The organism is Reichenbachiella sp. (assembly GCF_965223055.1).
Lineage (GTDB): Bacteria > Bacteroidota > Bacteroidia > Cytophagales > Cyclobacteriaceae > Reichenbachiella.
In genome coordinates this window covers 1-24,559 of sequence record NZ_CBDCVM010000010.1, presented here as the reverse complement: position 1 = coordinate 24,559, position 24,559 = coordinate 1, and the positions used below count along the sequence as shown (strand labels likewise).

The window sequence follows — 24,559 nt, the reverse complement described above, 5'->3', positions numbered from 1 at the left end:
TAAAAATGGGCGGTGTATTCTTTCTAAAATTCGATTGGCTTATAGACAACATTTCCACATTGAAATGAAGGCTTAAGAGTGCTCATATATGTAAACGTATACTTATAAGATTATTGTTGTTCAAATTATAAGAGTAGGTTTAATTTGCACACCTTACTAATTGTCTTATTTTTGAAAAAATTCAATTCCCGCATGAGTCAAGAAAATCAAAAAATCTACATTATCGCCATTGGAGGTGCTGTAATGAGCAGTTTAGCCATTGCCCTTAAGAAGAAAGGAATGACTGTATCTGGCTCTGACGATAAGATTTATGACCCTGCGGCGAGTTTATTGAAATCTCATGGATTACTACCCGATGAAATGGGTTGGGATGCGAATAGAATTGACAATTCTATAGACGCAGTCATAGTAGGGATGCATGCTAAAGCAGACAATCCAGAATTGCTGAAAGCACAAGAATTAGGTATTAAAATCTGGTCATATCCAGAATTTATCCGAGCCCAGTCTGACAACAAACAAAGAATCGTAATCACAGGCAGTCATGGAAAAACAACCATCACTGGAACCATTATTCATGTGTTGAATTATTGGAATCGGAATTTCGATTATGTGATCGGGGCTAAGATCAATGGTATCGATGAGACTATAAAACTATCAGACGCTCCTATAATCATTATAGAAGGTGACGAATACTTCACTTCACCGCTAGACCCTGAACCCAAATTTCTAAAATACGATCATCACATTGCACTTATCAGCGGAACGGCTTGGGATCATATCAATGTTTACCCTACTGAAAAAAGCTATTTGGAGCAATTCGAAAAGCTTGCTGATCGAACTCCTAAGGCAGGTACCTTGGTTTATTGCACAGATGACAAACAAGCAAAAAAAATAGGAAATGAGGATCGAAATGATGTACGGAAAGAGCCCTATGAAACGCCTAAATACAAGGTTAAGAATGGTGCTTTTGTAATCAACGGAGACACGTCAGTCAAACTCTTTGGCAAGCACAATATGCAAAATATTGAAGGGGCTAAAACAATTCTCAAGAGAATCGGAATTACTGATGAGCAGTTCTATGAAGCAGTAGCATCTTTTGAAGGAGCATTCAAAAGGAATAATCTCCTAGCTGAGAATAATAACACCTCAGTGTACACCGATTTTGCTCATGCACCTTCGAAGCTGGCAGCTACTGCTGCAGCGCTTAAGGAATTACATCCTAAAAGGAAATTAGTGGCATGTTATGAGTTACATACCTTTAGTAGTTTAAACAAAGATTTTTTAGCCAACTACAAGGGAACCTACAAGGCTCCAGATGAGGCCATCGTCTTCTATGATAAAAACGTAGTTCAGGAAAAAAATTATGAATCGATAGCAGAAGACGAAATCAAAGCTGCCTTTGGCAGAAAGGACCTCGTATTATTTACAGATACTGAAAAACTGCAGTCCTACCTTCAAACCAAATCCTGGGAAGATCAAGACTTGCTGTTCATGAGTTCTGGAACATTTGGGGGGATGGATTTAGCTGCTTTCGCCAATAAAATTGTTTAATAATCGAGTAACTGATTAATCACTTGAAACAACATTAATGCAATTAAATTTAAAAAATCCGCTAGCAGTTTTCGATCTGGAAACTACTGGGACCAATATATCAACTGATCGCATTGTTGAGATCTCAGTGGTTAAAATCATGCCTGATGGAGAGGAAATAGTAAAAACGATGAAAATCAATCCTACTATTCCTATTCCTATAGAAACGAGTATGATCCATGGCATCTACGACAAAGACGTCAAGGATGCCCCTACTTTTAAGTCTATTGCCAAAAGTCTTGCAGAATTCCTAAATGGATGTGACTTGGGTGGATTCAACTGTCTGAAGTTTGATATTCCTTTATTGGTTGAAGAATTTGCAAGAGTAGATGTGGAATTTGATATCTCCAACAGGAAATTCGTGGATGCGCAGAAAATTTTCCACATGATGGAAAAAAGAACCTTGACGGCTGCCTATAAATTCTACTGTGACAAATCTCTCGATGGCGCCCATAGTGCAGAGGCCGATACATTGGCTACGGCCGAAGTAATTAAAGCACAGGTTGAAAAATACGATGGGCAAGAAGTAGTAAACCCAATGGGTAAAGTTGTTGGCACTATGGCCAACGATATGAAAAATCTGCATGAGGTTTCGGCCGCAAATATGGTGGACCTAGCCGGTAGGTTTGTAACTAATGATGATGGCGTGGAAGTATTCAACTTTGGCAAGCACAGACACAAACCTGTAGAAGATGTACTGAAAGCTGAACCAGGCTATTACGACTGGATGATGAAAGGAGACTTTCCGCAGGACACGAAGAGAAAATTAACTCAAATCAAGCTTAGAGGATTTAATGCGCGATAGATTAATTAACGCTCTTTTCTTTAAGCTCTAACATTTTATCCAGGTTCTGAATATACTTGTTTGGTCCTCCAGCTGCATAGCCCGTTTTTCCGTAAGCCTGAATCTGAAATCTTTTTCCATCAGGTCTGTCCAAATCAAACATCCAGATAGTAGGAAACCCAGTAACTCTAAAAGCTTGTTGCAACTCTGCATTCTGTTTTTTTTGCGCTTCTGGCAAACTCGTTCTTCTTGGGTAGTCCAACTCCAACAAAACCACGTTTTCTGCAGCCCATTCTTTAAATTCTGGCTTATTGAAAACTTCCGCCTTCAACCTTTTACACCAACCACACCAGTCACTACCTGTGAAATTGGCTAAAATTGGCTTGTTTGTTTTCTCTGACAATTGATATGCCTCTTCGACATTCACTATCCATCCATCGTTTTCCGACGAACGAAACCCATTCTTCACATCCTGAGCCATCGATTGATCCGCAATCAACAAACTCACCACCAAAACACAAGTACTTAAAACAGAGGCCTTATTCATCATTCTTAGACTTTATTTAAAAAATTACAATTCAAAGGTACATTTTTTTGAAGTGCACTCATACTCTAATACTACATATAACCACTTTAGGTTTATTTTATTACTTAATATTATGTAAAGAGTGATATTCTCTTCAAACTATAAATGCCTAGTTTCTAATATTTATTATATTTAGATAAAGAAGATGAAATATGCACAATTGCAATAAATGCGAGAAAAGAGCCACATTACACTGCAGGTCATGTGGTAGGTATTGGTGTGTTAAATGCCAGGAAGAACATGGAAAACCAGGTTTATTCGCTGGTAAATGTGCGGTGTGCGATGGAATTGTGGTTAGATTAGAACACCAAATCAATTAGCCTCCTACTATTTCTTTAAGATCATGAATTAGGCTTTCCCAAAGCTCCTCCAACTCTTGTTCATCATCCATTTCAGAATAATCAGTTACTCTAATAAAAACTGACTGCGTCATCTCATTCATGTCAATTTTGAACTCCACATAGTTGGGATCTTCATCCTCCGAGATAAATTCAAACTTCACTTGTGAATTGGTCCGATGAGACACCATCTTGGCTTGGCTTTCTTCTCCATCCCAAATAACAGTAAATATTTTATCTTCATTGATGTTGACATCATCGGCAAACCATTGGGCTAGCCCACTTGCCGTAGACAAGTAAGGATACAGCATTTTTTTTGATGCCCTGATCTCATATTCCCCTACATATTTGTACTTGCTCATATCCTTTAAAATCGATTTGCTATTTACTCAATGTATGAATTTTCTACGAATGTATCAAAAGTTTTTATAAAGACTTGTGAATAAACAAACAATGGCTAGATTTGCACCTCGAAAAATCACACGGCGAGGTAGCTCAGTTGGTTAGAGCGCAGGATTCATAACCCTGAGGTCACGGGTTCAACTCCCGTCTTCGCTACTAGATTCAAAAGGCAGTTCCTATTTTTTAGGCAACTGCCTTTTTCTTTTATTGAATTTTGGGGAGCTGTACAAACATTGACCATTAGCCCATTTTACAACTCCTTTAATCTAACCAATTAATTCAATAATACTATTAATTTTGCGCACTTATATCAAATAGTACCAACGAACAAATGGCATCATACGACTACCAATCGATCGAAAAAAAATGGCAACAATACTGGCAAGAACAGCAGTCCTTTAAGGCTGATGTGAATCAGAATAAACCAAAATTTTATGCCTTAGATATGTTTCCTTATCCATCGGGTGCTGGATTGCATGTAGGCCACCCTCTAGGATACATCGCATCGGATATTGTATGTAGGTTCAAAAGAACGAAAGGGTTTAATGTATTGCATCCTATGGGCTTTGATGCTTTTGGATTGCCTGCAGAGCAGTACGCCATCCAAACTGGCCAACATCCCGCTGTCACTACAGAGCAAAACATCGCCAGGTATAAGGAACAATTGAAAAATATTGGATTCTCATTCGACTGGAGCAAAGAGGTTCAAACCTGCGATCCCAATTATTACAAATGGACACAGTGGATTTTTATCCAATTATTCAATAGCTGGTACGATCATGACACCAACAAAGCTAGAGATATTAAGGAGTTAGTGGCTGAGTTCGAAAAAGAAGGAAACACAAAAATTAATGCGGCTTGTGATGAAGATGCCACTGAATTTTCTGCAGTGGATTGGAATGCTTTCAACGAAGCCAAACAACAAGAAATTCTACTACAATACAGACTCACTTATTTATCAGAGACCACAGTAAACTGGTGCCCTGAAATGGGAACTGTACTATCTAATGACGAAGTGAAAGATGGTTTCTCCGAAAGAGGTGGCTTTCCTGTAGTAAGAAAAAACATGAAGCAATGGAGCATGAGAATCACTGCTTATGCTGAGCGCCTATTGGAAGGTCTGGATACCATCAACTGGCCGGAACCACTCAAAGAAATGCAGCGTAACTGGATCGGAAAATCCAAGGGCGCAGAGATGGATTATGCTATCGAAGGCCACGATGATAAAATCACCGTATTCACCACACGAATAGACACTGTATGTGGTGTTACTTTCCTGGTACTTGCACCAGAACTAGAGCTGATCAATAAAATAACAACAGAAGCTCAGCGCAAAGAAGTAGAAGCCTACGTAGAAGTAGCCAAAAATAAATCGGAGCGTGATCGAATGACCAACGTGAAGACGGTTTCAGGTGCTTTCACTGGTGCCTACGCGATCAATCCATTCAACCAAGAACGTATTCCAATCTGGATTGCTGACTATGTGCTGGCTGGCTATGGCACGGGGGCTGTGATGGCCGTACCAGGTGGTGATCAAAGGGACTTTGATTTTGCCAAACACTTTGACTTGCCCATTTTGCCCATCTATGAAGGTATGGATATAAGTACAGAGGCAGATGCTACCAAAGAAGGAAAGATCATCAACGATGGCATATTAAAAGGTTTGACGTTTCAGGAAGCTACCGACAAGGCCATTGTCTTTCTGGAAGAAAATGGGATTGGAAGTGGTAAAATAAATTACCGAATCAGAGACGCTATTTTTGCTCGTCAGAGATACTGGGGCGAACCTGTGCCGATCTACTTCAAGGATGGCATCCCTTATCCAGTAGCGCAAGAGGACTTGCCAATTGTACTACCGGAGATAGACAAATATCTACCTACCGCAGATGGTGATCCGCCGTTGGCCAGAGCAGAAGGGTTTACTTACACCCCTAAGGGTTCTAATGAATCTTACCCACTAGAACTAAGTACGATGCCTGGATGGGCCGGATCTAGCTGGTACTGGTATCGATACATGGACGCCAGCAATGATGGAGCTTTTGTTTCGACTGAGGCGCAAAATTACTGGAAAGATGTGGATCTGTACATCGGAGGTACAGAGCATGCTACTGGTCACCTTCTCTATTCCAGATTCTGGAATAAGTTCCTTTGCGATCGTGGGTTTGCCAAGGAGGAAGAGCCATTCAAGAAATTGGTAAATCAGGGAATGATTCAGGGACGATCTAATTTTGTTTATAGAGTAAAAGGAACAAATCAATTTGTTTCATTGAATCTTAAAGACCAACACGAAACTACACCAATGCACGTAGATGTAAGTCTGGTAAACAATGATGTGCTAGATACAGAAGCTTTCAAAGCCTGGAGACCAGACTTGAAGGATGCCGAATTCGTTCTCGAAGATGATAAATACATCTGTGGCTACGAAGTAGAAAAGATGTCTAAGTCGAAGTACAACGTGGTCAATCCAGATGATATCATTGAAAAATACGGCGCAGATACACTCCGAATGTATGAGATGTTCTTGGGGCCATTGGAACAATTCAAACCTTGGAATACACATGGTATAGATGGAGTATTCAAATTCTTGAGAAAGTTCTGGCGACTGTTCCATAGTGGTGAAGAGAATTTTGAAGTTTCTGAAGAAAAGCCAACAAACGAAGAACAGAAAATCATTCATCGTACGATCAAAAAAGTAGAAGAAGACATCAACAACCTGTCTTTGAATACTTCGGTCAGTACATTGATGATTGCTGTGAATGAATTGACGGCTCTGAAATGCAATAAACGTGAGGTATTAGAGAAACTAACCATTGCTTTATCTCCTTTCGCCCCTCATTTGGCGGAAGAACTTTGGGAGCAATTGGGACACGAGGGTGGAGTGAGCTTGGCTCAATTCCCTGCCTTCGATGAGAGTTTCTTGACAGAAAGCACGCATGAATATCCTATTTCAATCAACGGTAAGGTAAGAGCTAAAATCGCTTTTGCTATTGACAAACCTAAGGACGAAATAGAAACCGAAGTATTGGCTCATGAAGCGGTTCAGAAATGGACAGAAGGCAAACCACCTAAAAAGGTTATCATCGTTCCTAAGCGAATTATCAATGTGGTAGTTTAATTACCAACTGCATTTGTTTGAAGAAGGCTTCCAGTTGGTTCATTCCAATTGGAAGCCTTTTTTTTGCCTTCTTGAATGATTATATTGAATGAATAAACGCGCTTAATTATGAAGTACACAGTTGATATCATTATCGACCTACCCAGACCGAAAGTCATCTCGCTATTTGATAATCCCGACAATATGCACAAGTGGCAACCCGACTTAGTGAGCTTCGATCACCTCAGCGGTGATCCAGGCCAACCTGGGGCAAAATCCAAATTGCATTACAAAATGGGCAAAAGGGAAATGGAGATGATAGAAACGGTAACCAAAAATGACTTACCGAATGAAATGTGTGGAACATACGAAACAAAAGGCGTTTTCAATATCATTTCAAATCGATTTGAAGAGGTTAGTGAAAAGCAAACCCGATGGGTTTCAGAAAATGAATTTCAATTTTCAGGCTACATGAAACTTTTGGGCATATTCATGAAAGGAGCCTTTCCTAAACAAACCCTCAAATTCATGAATCAGTTTAAAACTTTTGCGGAAAACGAGACTAGCTAAGCTAGTACTTCTGTTACTTTCTGAAGCATATCGTCTGTAAAATTGAGGTGCGTAACCAGTCTAATATCATTTGGACCAAAAGGGACGGCTAGCAAGCCTTTTTTCTTCCAGTCGTTTAGTAAATCACTCACTGATTTGTCTTTTGCTATAGACACAATGACAATATTGGTACCTGCCGATATGATGTTTTCCACATACATTTTATCCTCAAACATATTAGCCAATTGATTGGCTCTTCTGTGGTCATCTTTTAGGCGTTGAACATTATTTTCCAAGGCATAGATACAAGCGGCCGCCAGATATCCTGCCTGTCGCATACCACCACCAAATACTTTCCTTACTCTTCTGGCTCGGGCAATAGCTTCTTTTGATCCTAGCAAGGCTGATCCCACAGGAGCTCCCAATCCTTTGGAAAAGCAAACAGAGAGAGTATGAAAACATTTGCCATGGTCGACAGGATTTTCTCCAGTTTTCACAAGTGCATTAAAAATCCGCGCACCATCTAAGTGCATTTTTAGCTTATTTTCCACTGCCACTTTGGTAATATCCTTTATCACATCCAGTGGAAAAACACTCCCTCCTCCTTTGTTTACCGTATTCTCTAAAGCGACCATTGATGTCCGTGCATAATGGATATCATCCGGGTTGATGTTTTCTTTTACATCATTCGCAGTAAAACGACCCAAATCGCCATGCAACAACTTCATTGAAACCATCGAGTTATAAGCTGCACCTCCTCCTTCATAATTATAGATATGTGATGTTCGGTCGCACAATACCTCATCCTGGGGCTGAGTATTAATTCTTACCGCAATTTGATTGGTCATAGTTCCTGATGGACAAAAAAGTGCTGCCTCTTTCCCGAAATATTTGGCCACCTTATTCTCTAGCATCAAAATAGAAGGATCCTCACCAAAGACGTCATCTCCGACTTCTGCGGTCATCATGGCTTGCAGCATCTCATCAGTCGGTTTTGTAATCGTATCGCTTCTCAAATCAATTGTCATGGTATGAAATTTTCAGTAATGAAATTAGACAGGCTTCAACAAGGTATTAAATTTAACAATCTAAATCTGCTTTCCTAAAAGAATCAAGCATTCAATCGATACAACTCTTGTTGAATGATTTCCTTTACATCCTCTTGAAAATTCCTGATTGTATTCATTGTGTATTTTTTAGGGTCTATCGGCTCATGTATTACTATTCTACACCTTCTTCTACGAAAGTAAAATTTACTGTCATCTGGGAAAATATGCCAGTTGTCGGCTAGTGTCACAGGCACCAAAGGTGAACCTGTCTCAAGGGCCATTCTAAAAGGGCCTTCTTTAAATGATTCTAATGCCGGCGGCTGATTACTTCTAATTCCCCCTTCAGGAAATATGGTTAATGAGCAACCATTCTTCAAAGCATCCACGCTTTTTTTATAAGTAGCATAACGATCTCTTAGTTTTGCACGGTCAACCGTAATATGAAATCTTCTGAAAATTTGTCCCATCAGCGGGACCTTAGCGATAGACACCTTTCCCACAAATTTAAATGGAATAGGCACAAAAGGCATGGTAGCAATATCCAAGAATGAAAAATGATTAGGACAGAAAATATAAGATGCTTTTTTGTCCAATGCACCTAGCTTAATCACTTCAACTCTCACACCAACTAAAAAGAAAAACACGTAAGCCCAATAATGATTAACAATCAAGGCTAGTCTATCATATTTGAAAAACAAGGCCAACAGAACCGCCGGAGTACCCAGGATAAATGTGATGGTAAACATAAGCGCTGCATAGACCATATAAATCCTGAGCGCAATAATTTGAATCAGATTAGTGGGTAGGTTTTTTGAATTCATTGTGAGTTTTTCAATAGCTGGTAAAACTATTTGATCTTTGAAGAGAACTAAAGGATTATTTATCCTTTGTATCCAAATTTTTTAAGCAAGCTATCTTTCTTTCTCCAGTCACTAGCCACCTTCACAAAGGTCTCTAAGAACACCTTCTTTCCGAAGAACTTTTCCAATTGCAACCGAGCTTCAGTTCCTACCTTTTTGATCGCCTCACCACCTTTCCCAATAATTATCCCTTTTTGCGATTTTCTCTCCACGAAAATTTCTGCACGAAGCCGAATAATCTCTTCATCTTCTTTGAATGATTCTATCTCAACTTCGGTGCTGTAAGGCACTTCTTGCTTGTAATTCTTAAAAATTTGCTCTCGAATAATCTCAGATGCAAAAAACTTTTCTGGTTTGTCAGTCAATGTATCACCTGGAAAATAAGCAGGATGCTCCGGCATGAGTTCGAGGATCTTTGCAAAGAGCACGTCAACATTTTCTTTAGTAAGTGCAGACACCGTCATAATCTCAACTTCTGGATATAATAAACTCCAGTAGTCAATTTTATCTGTCAACCGCGATCCTTTGTTTAGATCCGTCTTGTTAATCACGAAAATCACAGGTCTGCCACTAGCTATAATTCTTTCGAGTGTTTCCTCATCTTCTTGTTTCTCCATGAGTTCCACGACATAGAGCACCAAGTCAGCGTCCTCTAGCGAGGCACTGACAAATTTCATCATTGATTCTTGTAGTGTGTACTGAGGCTTCAGTAAGCCCGGTGTATCAGAATATACGATTTGAAAATTGTCACCAGTCAACACTCCCATGATACGATGACGAGTCGTCTGCGCCTTGGATGTGATTATTGAGAGATTGTCTCCTACAAGGGCATTCATCAATGTAGATTTTCCGACATTCGGCTTGCCTACAATGCTCACAAAGCCCGATTTGAAATTAGTTTCGCTCATAAAAAAAATAAAGTCCAAAGGTACTTGTTTTTTAAACAACGGGCTTCTACTTTTGCATCGCAATTGAGGGAAAAACAAAGGATTTTATGAGCCTTTCGTCTCAAAAAGCATAGTAAAATATATCGCGGGATGGAGCAGTTGGTAGCTCGTCGGGCTCATAACCCGAAGGTCGCAGGTTCGAGTCCTGCTCCCGCTACTACACAAAGGCTAACATGAAAATGTTGGCCTTTTTTTATGTGTAAAATACAGAAATGTAGTCTCCGAAGTTCAAAGATTCGATAATTCCATTGTGGCAATTCCATTGTGGCAATTCCATTGTGGGTCTATTCCCGCCACTACACAATGGCTAACATGAAAAAGTTGGCATAAAAAAAGCCAGATCAACGTTATGAACTGGCCAAAGAATAATGAAGCAAATTTGTTTGCTAGGTTAACCACAAAAAAAGGTTAGGCTGGTTATCTCCTTCATCAATATTACTAATTATTGATAGTTCAAAAGTAACTGGTCATGGGTAGGTTTAAAATAGGTATTGATACCACAATTTCTACTAGGTACTAGTACCTAGTAGAAATTTCAAATGGAATTGGCTATATTCCTTACAGCTTTAAAAAGAGCGAATTATGATCAACAAACAGACCTCAATCTACTCGATTCTAATAGCGCTTTTGTTATTGGGATTTTTAGCATTTCAAATTCCAAATCTGCAATTCGATTATGAACTGGAAAATTTCTTTCCAACCGACGACCCAGATCTGACTTATTATGAAAAGTTTACCGAAACATTCAGTTATGATAATGATTATCTACTCTTAGGGTTTGAAGCAACAAATGGCATATTCGATTCAACCTTTCTTAGTCAAATTGATAGTGGCTTGACTTTAACAGAAAAACTACCCTCTTCAATGCAGGTTTACTCACCAACTTCCTTAAAATATTTGGCAAAAACACCGATGGGTTTCATCCCAATCCCATTATTGCATATTTCCTCTCCTTCCAAACTCAGTCGGGATAGTAGCAAATTGTACTTTCACCCATTGTATAGAGAAATGTTTGTCTCCAAATCTGGAAAAAGCATGAAAGCAATTGTTGTTCATGAAAGATTTGCTACTAAAGAGGAGGCAGACGAATATGTACATCAAATTCAGGAAATCTTCAAATACTACGCACCTAGGGTTCGGATTGCAGGAAAAGCTGTAGCTCAAACTGCTTTTGTGGATGCTGTAAAAAACGATTTTGCCACATATATCCTGATAGCACTTGTTCTAATATTCCTATGGCTTATTGTTTTTATGAGACAGATTGTACTGATCCTCACTTCACTCTTCATATCCGGACTATCTGTAGTTGCTACTATTGGGTTAATGGCATTGGCAGATAAAAAAATTGATGTCCTTTCCTCTCTTATTCCGACTATTCTACTTGTAGTATCGATGTCAAACATCGTGCACCTTTTTTCACATATTCGTCAGGAATATCTCAAAACACATAAATTAGACATTGCGCTAAATCTGGCCATTCGCCAAGTGGGTGTTGCTACTTGCCTGACTTCTTTTACAACTGCCATAGGATTCCTTACGCTTATTACGATTAATGTAGAGCCTATCATAGACTTAGGGTTGTATGCTGCTGGAGGAATAATATTAGCTCTCATAATCACTTATTTACTTTATCCATCAATAGTCGCATTAATTAACCCAAAGATCAAAGAGACTAGCAAGAGTAAAACGTTTTTTTCACCTTTAGAAAAACTCTACAATACCGTAAATAAGAAATCGAGTCTCATTCTTACTATATCTACCGGATTATTTGTAGTGAGTCTATACGGTTTAAGCAAACTGGAAATTGATGCCTATTTAGTCAACGATTTACCAGAAGATGATATCGTAAAGTCTGATTTCATCTTTTTCGACAAGGAGTATTCGGGGTCCAAACCTTTCACACTTAGTCTATGGACTAAAACAGCAAACCACCCCATATACAGCCAAAAAATAATCAAAGAATTGGATAAAATTGAGCAGGTAGTAAAAGAGCATACACAAGCTGGTGACTTGATCTCGCCAGTTTCTATGGTCAAAATTGCCAATCAAAATCTCCACAGAGCATCTCCGTCCTACTACAAACTCCCAGAAACAACTAAGCAATGGCAAAAGGCATTTCACCATATTCAAAAAACGCATATGGAGGAAAGATCCACCAAAGTCAGTACAAAATCACTGGCACAAATCACAGGCTACTTTCAAGACTTGGGTTCAAAAGATGCCACATTGAAACATGCTGAACTAATGAAAGCTTTAGATAATCAAATAAACCATGAAATTATTGGATATCGCTTGACAGGCACCACACTATTAATTGACAAAAGCCATGAATTGCTTTCTAAAAACCTAATAAAAGGGCTCGGTATTGCCATATGCATTGTGGGAATCATTGCCGGCTTACTTTTTAAGTCGTGGCGAATAGTTGTCATTACGCTCATTCCTAATCTATTTCCAATAATTATCGTGGCTGCAATTATGGGTTATTTTTCTATTCCACTCAATTTAAGCACATCGGTGATTTTTGCGATTTCCTTTGGGATAGTGGTTGATGATACGATTCATTTTCTCAGTCAGTTTAAATATGAATATCGCAATGGCAAAAACAAAGAAGCAGCTACAAAAGCAGCCATACTCAAAACAGGCAGACCTATTTTGATGACAACAATTATTTTAAGTTCAGGATTTTTGGTCTTTTGCTTTTCTAGTTTTAGTGCTGTTTACTATATGGGACTTTTCGTATGCATATCTTTTTTAACAGCTCTTTTAGCAGATTTGTATCTATTGCCAGTACTCATACTTAAATGGTTGCCTCACCACAAAAAATGAGAACTTATCTAATCTTATTGACTTGCATGCTTTCATGTGGCGCTATCAAGCCGGGCGATAAAGATAAAATTAACGGGTTATGCCTGGTTGCTCCTTCCTTCGAATTGAAACTTGAATATTATCAACCTATTCAAAATACAGGAGCCAATTGGGTAGCCATTATACCCTATGCGTTTTGCAGCCCTGTTCAGCCAAATGTCACTTTTGACCATCCCAACCAATGGATTGGAGAAACCTCGTCTGGCATTACAGAGGCCATACGAATGGCTCATCAAGCGGGACTAAAAGTTATGCTCAAACCACATATCTGGGTAATTGGTCAAGGCTGGGCTGGAGATTTAAATTACAATTCACCCGAACAACTGGAAAATTGGAAGTCAAGTTATAAGACCTATATTTTGAATTATGCAAAAATTGCAAATGATCTGAATGTAGAACTAATTTCCATCGGCACGGAAATTCGACAATTAGCAAAAACAAATGATTCCTATTGGATAGACCTCATAGCGCAGGTGAGAGAAATTTATGCCGGACCTCTGACCTACTCGGCTAACTGGGACAATTATCAAAACATTCCTTTTTGGGATCAACTGGACTACATTGGTATTGATGCCTATTTTCCAATAAGTGAATCAAAAACTCCAACCATAGATGAGCTCTTAGATAAGGGTTCAAAAACTAAGGAAATTTTAAAAAAATTCTCCGACTTACATCTTAAAAAAGTGCTATTCACAGAATATGGTTTCAAAAGTCAGGACTATTGCACTTCTGGACATTGGAAAATTCATGACAATAATCATAATATTAATATTACTGGCCAAGCCAATGCTTACAAAGCTCTCTTCAAACTATATTGGAATGAACACTGGATGGCAGGAGGATTTGCATGGAAATGGCATTATAAACACAATGAAGCAGGTGGAAATACAAACCGAGATTTTACACCTCAAAATAAATCAGCTGAAAAAATACTTAAAAACGAGTATTCTAAAAATCAAAACTAGTACGTATATTTCCGCTATGTAAATCGTTGATTGTCGAATTTAAAAATACACGCTCATCACTTGATTTTTATAAAAAAAATGCAATATTGCATAGTCATAAATTGACCTGGAATTGATCTCAATGATTCTGGTAAAACTTTAATTCTAAAAACTATAATTATGAAAACTAAATTACTCGCATTAGCCTTAATTGGTTTATTCACTTTTAATGGTGCTATGGCACAAGAGCAAGGAGATTTCAGAGCCGGTCTTGGCCTAGTATTAGGTACAAAAGCAGGCGTCGACAATAATGGGTCTTCAAAAATGGGATTCGGTCTATCTCCTTCTATTGAATACTTAATTACTGATGTAATAAGTGGAACAGCCTCTTATGATTGGTATTTCAAATCTGACGTTGGAGGAACAGATGTTTCTATTAGCTCTTTCAACATTGAGGGTAGATATTATTTTATGACCGATGACACTCAAGTATATGGAGTTATTGGTGCTGGCATAGTAAGATCCAAAATAGGTAGCTTTTCAGACTCTGAAACTGGATTAAACATAGGCGCTGGTGCAAATTTTCCACTTAGCGATGTACTAGGACTAAATACCGAGTTAAAGTATCAAACTGCAGGAGATGGTCAATTAGCAATAAAAGCTGGAGTTTTTTATACTTTCGGAAACTAATCAGGTTTCTTAAAAACTTTAAAGCCCCACTCACCTGGGGCTTTTTTTATGTCTTTTTTTGCGTTATCTCATAACCTTTCTGGGTTTAAAAAAACTCTGCATCAAATAAATAGTTCAGTTTTTTTCTATAAATTCAATGCAATAACAACAAAACATAATAATTATTAAACCTAAATTTTCTATTATGAAAACTAAATTACTCGCTTTAGCCTTTGTAGGCTTATTTACAATTAACGGTGCATTCGCACAGGAACAAGGTGATTTCAGGTTGAATGCTGGAATGCCTATGATATTTTCACCTTATGGTAGTGATTTCCGAGTAGGGTTTGGATTTGGTGCTGAGTATTTAATCGCCGATGCTTTTTCAGTAGCTCCTTCTTACTGGTTAACCAACAAAGACAACGCTAAAGTAAACCTATTCAACATTGATGGTCGATACTATTTCATGACAGACGCCACTCAAGTGTATGGCGTAGCTGGTGTTTCATTTGTTGGTGGTGATGTGAGTTCTTATACTGGATTTGCCCTCGGTGCCGGTGCCATTTTTGGCATTTCCGATGCTATTGGGATCAATGCAGAATTGAAATACCACTTAGGTAAACCTAGTGGTGCAAACGATCCACTAGGAATGGGAGCTTATCTTGGTCTTGTTTATACCTTTGGAAACTAATTTGATTTCAATCAAGAATTTCAAGCCCCGACTTCTCGGGGCTTTTTTTATGTTTTAGGTTTTATTATTTGAATCAACAGACCAATCAAAATCACTCCTACACAGCCTATTACATTAAACCATAGATAGCCAATCTCTGTGGTTGAAAACAAACCAATAACCAAACTCTGTGAAAGAATGGCTCCCCAAAACACTGCAGTGCCTCGCACATACTTAAAGAAAAAGGCCACGAGGAAGATACCTAGAATATTGCCATAGAAAAGTGACCCCAAAATATTCACCATCTCGATCAAATTTTCGGATTGATGTGCCATGAATGCAAAGCAAATAGCCAGAATACCCCAAGCTGCAGTTAGTAGCTTAGAAACAAGCATATATTGCTTTTCCGTGCCATTCGGGTTGACCAAGTTTTTATAAAAGTCAATCACTGTCGTGGATGCCAAGGCATTTAATTCACCCGAGGTGGATGACATAGCCGCTGAAAAAATCACTGCTATCAATAACCCAATTATTCCTTGTGGTAAATAATTGAGGATGAAGGTCAAAAACACATAATCCGAATCTTTCAGCTTGATCGTATCATCTGTCGAGGCGATCAGATTCTTCATTTCTGCTCTGGAACTATTCACTTGCTCTGCTGTGAATTGTAAAAGTTGCTGGGCTTCCTCCTGGTCTACTTTTGAACCAGAATTCAAGGCATCCTTATATACCATTGCTGAAGCCTTTCTCTTGCTTACCCAATAGTCGTGGTCTTCTGTAATCAGTTCAATGTTTTCTGTACCCACTTGCTGCTCAATAATCGTCAAACTCTGCTGATTGAAATGAACTGGCGGCTGATAGAAAATGTAGAACACATACAAAAGCGCGCCCGTGAGCAAGATGAAAAATTGCATAGGAACCTTCATCACTGCATTGAACATTAAGCCCATTCTACTTTCGGCGGTGTTTTTACCACCTAGGTATCTTTGAACTTGAGACTGATCAGTGCCAAAGTATGACAAAGCCAAAAACAAGCCTCCGAGTATTCCTGACCAAACAGTATATCGTTTTTCAAAGTCAAAAGAGAAATCAACGACATTCAGCTTATCCAGACTCCCCGCAATGTGTAAGGCTTCTGGAAACGTCACATAATCAGACAAATAATGTATGATATATCCAAAAGCAATCGCCATTCCAATCAAAATCACAGTCATTTGATGTTTTTGAGTGAGACTCACTGCCTTCGTGCCTCCGCTTACCGTATAGATAATCACCAACACCCCCACCAGTAGAATCGTCCATGATAGACTCCAACCGAGTATGGTAGATAAAATTATAGCTGGGGCATAGATTGTAATTCCTGCGGCCAACCCACGCTGCACTAAAAACAAAAAGGCTCCCAGTAAACGTGTCTTTTTATCAAATCGATTCTCCAGATATTCGTAGGCCGTATAAACCTTGAGCTTGTAATAGATTGGAATAAACACCAAAGCCACGATGATAAGCGCTATGGGCAGGCCAAAGTAGTTTTGTACGAAAGCCATCCCACTTTCATAACCTTGTCCAGGTGTAGAAATAAAGGTAATCGCACTAGCCTGTGTCGCCATCACTGACAACCCTATAGTGCCCCATTTCATACTACTGCCTCCACGCAAGTAACCATCTATATCTTTGGTTCCTAGCGTTTTATACACACCATAACCTACAATGAGACCTAGAGTGCCAAAAAGTACAATTAAGTCTATAGTGCTCATCGAAAAGAAATGCTAAACCAGTACAACAATAAAATAACGACTACCAGATTACCAAATACAAATAAATACATGGCTTTCCAGGTTTTGAAAAAAGGAGGTTTGTCCGATGAATCCAAATGAGTGATGTTTAGATGATTATTTCTTTCCGATCGAGATCATGTTGGTGAATATTCGATAAGCTCCGGGAACACCTGCCGGCAGTTCTCTAAACCAGGAATAGCCTGAATATATGTAATAGCCTTTGCCGTATTTGGTGACCAGCAATCCACCATCTCTAGGATCTTCACCTGGGTCATTGGATGACAAAATCGCTTCGTATTGCTCGTCCCATTCATTGGGAAAATAAAGCCCTCTCTCCTGCACCCATCCCTCAAAGTCGGCATCTGTAATCTTGTTAGGAAAATTAAGTACTTGGTGTTCGGGTTTCAAAATTCTTACCTCTGCCCCCTCCACAGTCACTCTATCTCGTGACAGTTGCAATGGATATGGACCTAATTCTTTCGTGACTAAAGCGTGAGCTGTGTTATACTGCACAATCATGGTACCTCCATTCTTCACATATTCCATAAGCTCTTTCTGATAAAACTTCAGTCGGTCATTTGTATTGTAGGCTCGAATACCAAGAATCACAGCATCATATTTTTTCATTTTTTCTGCTGTTATATCTCCATTGCTTAGCTCAGTTACCTGGTAGCCCACTTGAGCCAAACTAGCAGGGATTTCATCACCTGAACCTACAATATAACCGACGTTCGTTCCGCGCTTTTCTAATTCTACCTTGACTACTTTCGCCTTGGATTTAGGAAATAGAGCTTGCACTGGGATATGATCATATTCGATACGCACCAGACTTTTATTATAGGCTTTACTTCCAACTTTGGCTATAGCACTTATCTCACCACTACTCGCATTGGAAGGCGGAAATAACTCAAATGTAAATGTAGCTTCAGCACCTTTATCCTTCAATTCGAAGGCATAACTATCAGGCTCTACCTTCCAACCTTCAGGAATATCCAACGTAACATCGCCTTGTAAATCTGACTTTCCAGCCAATACTTGCACATCGACTTTCTTTGATGCTCCGTTTCCAAAGACATATACCTTTTCTGAAATATTCAGAAATACGGGTGGCGTTACCTCTAATGGCCGATAAGTCTCTCCATCCACAGGTGAATTTTCTTTGTAAATCACCGGCAACTCGTAATCTAGCAAAGTACCGTCAATTTCAATCGTAGCAATCCAGGAAAGCGCCGGAGCATTTTCAGGTGTGCTAATCAAGTTTTGATCAGCCACTTTGTACATTCCCAAAGTACCCTCTTCTCTCAACCAATAAGGATCTGAGTAAACCGCATTGGTATTCAACAGATACTTTCTATCCATATTGAATGGCCGGTTATTAAACATTTGCTGATTTACATTGAAACTTTGCAAATTGCCCAATTTGATGGAAGCCAATTTTATATCAACATTTGATCTATTAATTGACTCTACGCTCAACGTCATAGAATCCCCAGGCGTGTAAGCAAATTGATCAGCTTTCACTTCCATATATAGTCCCGTACAAGCCTTGATCAAATCTTTAATCTCTTGTTGTTTGACACGTTTCCAATAAGGATCTTTTACTTTTTTCAATTCATTGTATGCCTGAATCAAATCAGGAACTATGATAGCTGGATTTGTTGGATCAAAATTCATGATGGCATTGTCCACATGGTAGCCAACTTTCTCCCCCCCTTTTACTCTTCTCCAGCTCGTGTCTATTCCATCAAACATATCGGATGATTTATCACCGGCTGTATGATCAAAATATTCGATTTGTGTACCTCTGGAACCGGTAGAGCCAAAGCCCTGACTTTTTGTGCATACTCCTACTCAATGAGGCGATCTCAGGATAAGATTTTCCAAGTAACGAATTATAGGCACCAAGATCCAGTGTCATTAATGATGCCGTGTCCATTTCAATCCCTGCCCTTCTATAGAAAAAAGGATGAGTATTAAACAATAATCTTTTCGGCTGCCACACGCCAAACTTCTCTGCGGATGCCGGGTAGCTCTTTTTATCAGCAGCCAATTCGAAGGCTTCTTTCGCCAAAATAGCTGAGGCCGTATGATGCCCATGTCCGCCTAGTCCAGTTCCAGGAAATCTTGTGATGATTATGTCTGGACGATGCTTCCTATAAACCCGAACAAAGTCTGCAAGCACCTGATCCTTATCCCAAATCTCAAAAGTTTCCTCTGGATTTTTCGAATATCCAAAATCATTGGCTCTGCTGAAATACTGATGTCCTCCATCTGTTCTTCTCGCTGCCAATAGCTCTTGTGTCCTTATCAATCCGAGCAATTCTCTAATCTCAGACCCAATTAAATTTTGCCCTCCGTCGCCTCTCGTCGCAGACAGATAAGCGGTATTAAACTTCTTTTCGTTAGCCATGTAAGCAATGACCCTGGTATTCTCATCGTCTGGATGTGCAGCCACATATAAAACAGAGCCCAATACATTGAGCTTTTGCAGCATCAATTGAATTTCAGAAGCATTTGGTTTTTTGGGCTGCTGTGCCTGAATAGTAACAGAAATAGAAAGTGATAATAAAATTAAGAATAGTCGAATTGATCGCATATTAGAATTATAAAATTTCCAACAATAATAGCTGGCCAGCTATTAATAAAAAAACAATAAGTGCTAAACGGTAATTTCAGTTTTGAGTTATGCCACATTTAAAACACAAGAGGCCTACCCTTGGGCAGACCTCTTTCCTACTTTAACCTAAACTTATTACCTCAACTGTTTCTTCTTCTAAATCTTCTTTTTCGTCTTTGTTTTGGGTCGACTTCTACTTCTGTAGAAACTCCGTCTTGTGTGATAGTCACCAGATTGTCACATGTACCATCTCCAAAGTCAATGATTTTTTCGCTTTCACCCTCTATATTGATAGACAATATACCCAGAAACCGGAGCATATGTTCCCTCCTCTCTACAGGCGCTCAAGGTCAATATCGGAGTAGTCTCATCTACTGTATTTAAATAGGTCAGGCCTTCTCGATTGATACCTTCAGCTGAACCAAAAACGCTCTACCTGAACTTTCTCTCCATCCACATCAAAGGTGGCGATTCTTGTTCTTGTCGACTCTCGGGTGGCTTCCGTATTATCAGGAAATGAGAGTTTCCCTCCAGTTAAACTTACATTGTATTCTTTTTCAATGTCAGTACCAGAAACGTAAGTCAGCACTCGAGTTCCTTCTACCCCTATAGTGTCTACTGAAAAGTTTTCTAGAGTAATTGTACGTTTGAATCCAGGCACATCTCTTTCACCCTCATGGGTAATGATAATTTTCCCAGTTCTCACACGACCATCGCGCCCTACACATCCATCTTCACCAAAGTCAATAATTTTGGTATTAGTTGCTGCATCTTCTGTGACTGTCACACAATCCCCCGAATCGTTTGCCACCAAAGCCTGGTTCGCCAAGTAATCTTCCTTCTGAAGATTCAAATGAGCTTGTTGCAAAATCTGCAGCCTCATCAATTTCTTCCATCAACTCACTAGAAGTGGTTTCTAAACTAGCATCTTCAATAGCGATGTCTGTATTCCCACTATCACTGACATTTTCCACGTCATCAGAACATGAATAAAAAGTCAAAGCAGCGGTCGAGATAAAAATTCCAATTAATCTTTTCATGGTTTTAAATATTTAATAATTGTCTTTTTCAATTTGTTTGGCTCTTTGACCACTAATAGCCATTAAGGTTTAATCAGCTCTTAGATTTTTTTAAAAAAAATGACAGATAGACCTAAAAAGCTTATGTTTGATACAAATAAGCAGATATGACAAAAAGGACAATAGCGTTATTTTCATTCATCTTGATCCTCACAAACAGTGAAGCGCAGATTTCCCTAGACTATTATTTACCTGAGAATATCAACTACAATCCAGCGATTCCTACACCTCAATCTGTAATTGGCCATGAAGTCGGAGAATGGCACGTAAGTCATGACAAGCTTGTTCAATACTTGTATGCATTAGCAGATGCCTCTGACCGTGTAGAAATTGAAGAGTATGCCAGAAGTCATGAAAATCGACCATTGCTTACACTAAAAATTTCTTCTCCAGAGAACATTCAGAATCTTGCAAACATCCGAACAGAACACTTGAAACTTTCAGATTACAATCAATCCAAAGCACTTGATCTTTCCAAAATGCCTTTGGTCGCTTATCTCGGCTATAGTATTCATGGAAATGAAGCCAGTGGAAGTAATGCTGCACTATTAGTCGCCTATTATCTGGCTGCTGCGCAAGGCGATGAAATAGAAAAATGGTTGGAAAACATGGTCATTTTACTCGACCCAAGCTATAACCCGGATGGTTTGAATCGCTTTGCCTCATGGGTCAATAGCAAAAAAGGCATGAACGTCGTATCTGACCCAAACAATATAGAGCAAAACGAACCATGGCCAGGTTCGAGAACCAATCATTATTGGTTTGACCTCAACCGAGACTGGCTGCCAATACAACATCCTGAGTCTAAAGGAAGAATTCGACAGTATCATAAATGGAAACCCAATGTATTGACCGATCATCATGAAATGGGTACTAATGGTACTTACTTCTTTCAGCCAGGCATTCCCAGTAGAAACAATCCTTTGGTTCCTTCCAAAACTTACGAGCTCACTCAAAAAATTGCTGACTACCATGCCAATGCACTGGATGAGATTGGCACTTTATATTATTCCAAAGAATCATTCGATGATTTTTATATGGGAAAAAGGCTCCAGTTATCCGGATTTGAATGGTGCGGTCGGCATTCTCTTCGAACAAGCAAGTGCCAGAGGACATGCTCAGCAGAGTGTTAACGGACTATTAACTTTTCCATTCGCAATTAGAAATCATTTGACTACTTCACTCTCCTCCTTAAAGGCTTCTAATGACCTAAAAGAAGAAATACTCGAGCATCAGCGAAAATTCTTTGCTGATATTCCTTCCTTGAAGGCGCAGGATGATATCAAAGGTTACCTATTTAATACAGGTAACGACAAAAATAAATTAAGCGCGTTTCTCTCCATCCTGGACACCCACCAAATTGAAGTTTATCATTTGAATAAAAAATACGGAGCGTTTAATAAGAACAACTCCTACATCATTCCCATGGATCAAAACCAATATCGATTGATAAAGGGAATGTTTGAACAACGTATTGAGTTTCAAGACAGCCTATTTTACGACGTATCTGCTTGGACCTTGCCGTTGGCCTTTGACCTCAATTGGCAACCTCTCAAAGGAAAGGCCTACTCAAACAGTCTCTTGGGTGAACAATTCAATGCAAAGCAACAATTAACAGTAGTCAATTTGTTTGAAGCTAGTAGCTATGCTTATGCTATGCACTGGGAGGACAGTCAGTCACCCGCCTTACTGTATGACATTCAAAAATCTGGACTGCGTGCAAAAGTCTCAACAGAGCCATGGACGAGTAGTAATGGTCAGTTATTTGAAAGAGGCACTATTGTTGTCCCTATACAAAACCAGAACATGGGGGCTTCTAAAATCCATCAAACCCTGAGTGTATTAAGTCAAAAGCATCAAATACCTGTTACAACTTTGGCTTCAGGGAATACAAGTGGTTTTCAACTGGGTAGCCCAAAATTCAAGCCACTTACTACTCCCAAACCACTTTTGCTAATTGGCGATGGTGTAAATGCCTACGAAGCAGGTGAAGTGTGGCATCTGCTGGATCAACGAATGGGAGTGGCACTACCTATGATTACAATTGATAAATTCAATAATATTGATCTGAGCTCGTACAACACGATTATTATGGTAAATGGTAACTATGGCAGTATAACCCAAGCTAAGCTCAAAACCTGGGTGCAAAATGGAGGAAATATCATCACCACGAGATCGGCAGGCAAATGGGCATCCGAAGCTGGACTATCCAAAATCAAGTACAAAAAAAATGCTAAGGACTCCACCCAAAAGTACCTAACCTATAATACTCGATCCAAAACACAAGGTGCGCAGAGAATCGGAGGAGCAATATTTGAGACTAAGATCGACTTGACACACCCGCTTGGTTTTGGCTTCTCAGATGACAAACTACCCATATTTTAAAAAGGGAGTACAATTCATGGAACTATCAAAGAACCCTTATGCTCAGCCAGTTCATTACACTTCAAATCCATTATTAGCCGGATACGTCTCAAAAGAAAATCTCAATCAAATACCAGATAGTCCGGCTGTTGGGCTTTCAGCGTTTGGCAAGGGTTTAATCATATCATTTAATGACAATCCTAACTTCAGAGCCTATTGGTACGGGACAAATAGATTGTTCTTGAATGCACTATTCTTTGGTGAGATTATAGAGGCTGGGTCTGCTCGATAGCAATAGATAGCATATTAAATTGCATAATTTTCAACAAAATGACAAATATTTAAGAATACACTAATAATTCATCTCATTGATTGTAATCAAGCATTGTCTTTTGTCAATTCAATGATATTTTCATACAAATACATATCTTTGCCAGCCTTAATAATCACATTTATTTTAATCGGAAGTTTCGCGAATTACCACGACTTCAGATCACTAAAAACACACTAAGAAATGAAATTCAAATCAGGGGTTCTCACTGGAGACGAAGTAACCGAATTGTTGAACTATGCGAATGAGAATCAGTTCGCGCTACCAGCTGCCAACGTTATTGGATCTAGTTCTATCAATTCAGTATTAGAGACAGCAAAAGAATTGAACTCTCCAGTAATGGTGCAGTTCTCAAATGGAGGTGCAGCCTTCAACGCAGGTAAAGGATTGTCTAACGATGGACAAAAAGCTGCTATTGCTGGTGCTGTATCGGGTGCGCATCACGTACACATGATGGCTGAAGCTTATGGTGTTCCAGTAATATTGAACACAGACCACTGTGCTAAGAAGTTGTTGCCTTGGATCGACGGTATGTTGGACGCTGGCGAGGAGTTTTTCGCAAGAACTGGAAAATCTCTTTTCTCTTCTCACATGATCGATTTGTCCGAAGAGCCAATCGAGGGAAAACATCGAGATTTGTAAAAAATACTTAGAGCGTATGTCCAAAATGGGGAATGACGCTTGAAATCGAATTAGGTATCACAGGTGGTGAAGAAGATGGTGTTGACAACTCAGACGTGGATGAGTCAAGACTATATACTCAACCTGAAGAAGTAGCTTATGCTTACGAAGAGTTAGGTAAGATTAGTGACAAGTTCACTATCGCTGCAGCATTTGGAAATGTACACGGTGTATACAAGCCAGGTAATGTAAAATTGACTCCGAAAATTTTGAAAAACTCTCAAGATTACATCCAGGAGAAATTTGGTACTGGTCACAACCCAGTGAACTTTGTATTCCATGGTGGATCAGGGTCAACTAGAGAAGAAATCAGAGAAGCTATTTCTTACGGTGCGATCAAAATGAACATCGATACCGACTTGCAA

General features: G+C 39.2%; 23 protein-coding genes, 2 tRNA genes and 1 pseudogene. 15 read left to right on the top strand and 11 right to left on the bottom strand.

The annotated features are described in order from the left end of the window. Positions 1 to 192: 192 nt before the first annotated feature. Positions 193 to 1,551, top strand: a complete 1,359-nt coding sequence (locus ACOQO5_RS07905) for a UDP-N-acetylmuramate--L-alanine ligase (RefSeq protein WP_420581148.1) — start codon at positions 193 to 195, stop codon at positions 1,549 to 1,551. A 37-nt stretch (positions 1,552 to 1,588) separates the two neighbouring features. Then, complete coding sequence (locus ACOQO5_RS07900; protein WP_420581147.1) at positions 1,589 to 2,395, top strand: exonuclease domain-containing protein; 807 nt, start codon at positions 1,589 to 1,591, stop codon at positions 2,393 to 2,395. Between the two features lies 1 nt (position 2,396). Here ACOQO5_RS07900 and ACOQO5_RS07895 read toward each other — a convergent pair whose 3' ends face one another. Beyond that, positions 2,397 to 2,924, bottom strand: coding sequence for a thioredoxin family protein (locus ACOQO5_RS07895; RefSeq protein WP_420581146.1), 528 nt, complete (start codon positions 2,922 to 2,924; stop codon positions 2,397 to 2,399). A 188-nt stretch (positions 2,925 to 3,112) separates the two neighbouring features. Here ACOQO5_RS07895 and ACOQO5_RS07890 point away from each other — a divergent pair, with 188 nt between their 5' ends. After that, positions 3,113 to 3,280 (top strand): B-box zinc finger protein, encoded by a 168-nt coding sequence (locus ACOQO5_RS07890; protein ID WP_412071650.1) that lies wholly within the window; start codon positions 3,113 to 3,115, stop codon positions 3,278 to 3,280. On the opposite strand, the gene ACOQO5_RS07885 is transcribed toward ACOQO5_RS07890, so the two are convergent. Beyond that, positions 3,277 to 3,660: an START-like domain-containing protein gene (locus ACOQO5_RS07885; protein WP_420581145.1), complete on the bottom strand. Its 384-nt coding sequence runs from the start codon at positions 3,658 to 3,660 to the stop codon at positions 3,277 to 3,279. The two genes, ACOQO5_RS07890 and ACOQO5_RS07885, sit on opposite strands and share 4 nt — an antisense overlap. A 122-nt stretch (positions 3,661 to 3,782) precedes the next feature. On the opposite strand from ACOQO5_RS07885, the gene ACOQO5_RS07880 reads away from it, so the two are divergent. The 3 genes from ACOQO5_RS07880 (at position 3,783) to ACOQO5_RS07870 (ending at position 7,364) form a co-directional block, all read left to right on the top strand. Then, positions 3,783 to 3,856: transfer RNA gene (locus ACOQO5_RS07880), tRNA-Met, on the top strand. 175 nt (positions 3,857 to 4,031) lie between these two features. Beyond that, positions 4,032 to 6,815, top strand: a complete 2,784-nt coding sequence (gene leuS, locus ACOQO5_RS07875) for a leucine--tRNA ligase (RefSeq protein ID WP_420581144.1) — start codon at positions 4,032 to 4,034, stop codon at positions 6,813 to 6,815. Between the two features lie 108 nt (positions 6,816 to 6,923). Next, positions 6,924 to 7,364 carry an SRPBCC family protein gene (locus tag ACOQO5_RS07870; protein ID WP_420581143.1) on the top strand — a complete coding sequence of 147 codons (441 nt, stop codon included), beginning with the start codon at positions 6,924 to 6,926 and terminating at the stop codon, positions 7,362 to 7,364. On the opposite strand, the gene ACOQO5_RS07865 is transcribed toward ACOQO5_RS07870, so the two are convergent. The 3 genes from ACOQO5_RS07865 to era form a co-directional block, all read right to left on the bottom strand. Further along, positions 7,361 to 8,371: a threonine aldolase family protein gene (locus ACOQO5_RS07865; protein ID WP_420581142.1), complete on the bottom strand. Its 1,011-nt coding sequence runs from the start codon at positions 8,369 to 8,371 to the stop codon at positions 7,361 to 7,363. The two genes, ACOQO5_RS07870 and ACOQO5_RS07865, sit on opposite strands and share 4 nt — an antisense overlap. Before the next feature lie 83 nt (positions 8,372 to 8,454). Next, the gene (locus ACOQO5_RS07860; RefSeq protein WP_420581141.1) at positions 8,455 to 9,213 is read right to left on the bottom strand and encodes a lysophospholipid acyltransferase family protein; all 759 of its coding nucleotides are present in this window, start codon (positions 9,211 to 9,213) and stop codon (positions 8,455 to 8,457) included. A gap of 59 nt (positions 9,214 to 9,272) precedes the next feature. Next, positions 9,273 to 10,160, bottom strand: coding sequence for a GTPase Era (gene era, locus ACOQO5_RS07855; protein ID WP_420581140.1), 888 nt, complete (start codon positions 10,158 to 10,160; stop codon positions 9,273 to 9,275). A 123-nt stretch (positions 10,161 to 10,283) separates the two neighbouring features. Between era and ACOQO5_RS07850 the strand changes: the two genes are divergently transcribed. From ACOQO5_RS07850 to ACOQO5_RS07830, 5 genes are all read left to right on the top strand, one after another. Next, positions 10,284 to 10,356 (top strand) — tRNA-Met (locus ACOQO5_RS07850). A gap of 425 nt (positions 10,357 to 10,781) precedes the next feature. Next, positions 10,782 to 13,025 carry an efflux RND transporter permease subunit gene (locus tag ACOQO5_RS07845; RefSeq protein WP_420581139.1) on the top strand — a complete coding sequence of 748 codons (2,244 nt, stop codon included), beginning with the start codon at positions 10,782 to 10,784 and terminating at the stop codon, positions 13,023 to 13,025. After that, complete coding sequence (locus ACOQO5_RS07840; RefSeq protein WP_420581138.1) at positions 13,022 to 14,029, top strand: glycoside hydrolase family 113; 1,008 nt, start codon at positions 13,022 to 13,024, stop codon at positions 14,027 to 14,029. Before ACOQO5_RS07845 ends, ACOQO5_RS07840 begins: the two co-directional genes overlap by 4 nt. A gap of 159 nt (positions 14,030 to 14,188) precedes the next feature. After that, on the top strand, positions 14,189 to 14,698 hold the full coding sequence (locus tag ACOQO5_RS07835) for an outer membrane beta-barrel protein (protein WP_420581137.1): 510 nt from the start codon (positions 14,189 to 14,191) through the stop codon (positions 14,696 to 14,698). A gap of 184 nt (positions 14,699 to 14,882) precedes the next feature. Next, entirely contained in the window at positions 14,883 to 15,368 is a 486-nt protein-coding gene (locus ACOQO5_RS07830) for an outer membrane beta-barrel protein (RefSeq protein WP_420581136.1), read from the top strand. Between the two features lie 47 nt (positions 15,369 to 15,415). On the opposite strand, the gene ACOQO5_RS07825 is transcribed toward ACOQO5_RS07830, so the two are convergent. The 6 genes from ACOQO5_RS07825 to ACOQO5_RS07800 all read right to left on the bottom strand — a co-directional run bounded on the left by ACOQO5_RS07825 (position 15,416) and on the right by ACOQO5_RS07800 (position 20,779). Continuing rightward, entirely contained in the window at positions 15,416 to 17,101 is a 1,686-nt protein-coding gene (locus tag ACOQO5_RS07825) for a sodium:solute symporter (protein WP_420581135.1), read from the bottom strand. Positions 17,102 to 17,236: 135 nt separating this feature from the next. Further along, complete coding sequence (locus ACOQO5_RS07820) at positions 17,237 to 18,874, bottom strand: LmbE family protein (RefSeq protein WP_420581134.1); 1,638 nt, start codon at positions 18,872 to 18,874, stop codon at positions 17,237 to 17,239. A 28-nt stretch (positions 18,875 to 18,902) separates the two neighbouring features. Beyond that, positions 18,903 to 19,718, bottom strand: a complete 816-nt coding sequence (locus ACOQO5_RS07815) for a PIG-L family deacetylase (protein ID WP_420581133.1) — start codon at positions 19,716 to 19,718, stop codon at positions 18,903 to 18,905. A gap of 161 nt (positions 19,719 to 19,879) precedes the next feature. Continuing rightward, positions 19,880 to 20,059, bottom strand: coding sequence for a hypothetical protein (locus ACOQO5_RS07810; RefSeq protein ID WP_420581132.1), 180 nt, complete (start codon positions 20,057 to 20,059; stop codon positions 19,880 to 19,882). Positions 20,060 to 20,151: 92 nt separating this feature from the next. Continuing rightward, positions 20,152 to 20,550, bottom strand: coding sequence for a hypothetical protein (locus ACOQO5_RS07805; protein ID WP_420581131.1), 399 nt, complete (start codon positions 20,548 to 20,550; stop codon positions 20,152 to 20,154). Next, complete coding sequence (locus ACOQO5_RS07800) at positions 20,498 to 20,779, bottom strand: hypothetical protein (protein WP_420581130.1); 282 nt, start codon at positions 20,777 to 20,779, stop codon at positions 20,498 to 20,500. The genes ACOQO5_RS07805 and ACOQO5_RS07800 overlap by 53 nt, the downstream gene beginning before the upstream one ends. A 146-nt stretch (positions 20,780 to 20,925) precedes the next feature. Here ACOQO5_RS07800 and ACOQO5_RS07795 point away from each other — a divergent pair, with 146 nt between their 5' ends. The 4 genes and pseudogenes from ACOQO5_RS07795 to fbaA all read left to right on the top strand — a co-directional run. Further along, on the top strand, positions 20,926 to 21,951 hold the full coding sequence (locus tag ACOQO5_RS07795; RefSeq protein ID WP_420581129.1) for a M14 family zinc carboxypeptidase: 1,026 nt from the start codon (positions 20,926 to 20,928) through the stop codon (positions 21,949 to 21,951). Next, the gene (locus ACOQO5_RS07790) at positions 21,845 to 23,203 is read left to right on the top strand and encodes a hypothetical protein (protein WP_420581128.1); all 1,359 of its coding nucleotides are present in this window, start codon (positions 21,845 to 21,847) and stop codon (positions 23,201 to 23,203) included. The genes ACOQO5_RS07795 and ACOQO5_RS07790 overlap by 107 nt, the downstream gene beginning before the upstream one ends. A 16-nt stretch (positions 23,204 to 23,219) precedes the next feature. Then, a complete protein-coding gene (locus ACOQO5_RS07785; RefSeq protein ID WP_420581127.1) occupies positions 23,220 to 23,474 on the top strand; it encodes a hypothetical protein in 255 nt (84 codons plus the stop codon). A gap of 222 nt (positions 23,475 to 23,696) precedes the next feature. Beyond that, a pseudogene (gene fbaA / locus ACOQO5_RS07780) lies at positions 23,697 to 24,559 on the top strand (class II fructose-bisphosphate aldolase); the annotation flags it as partial.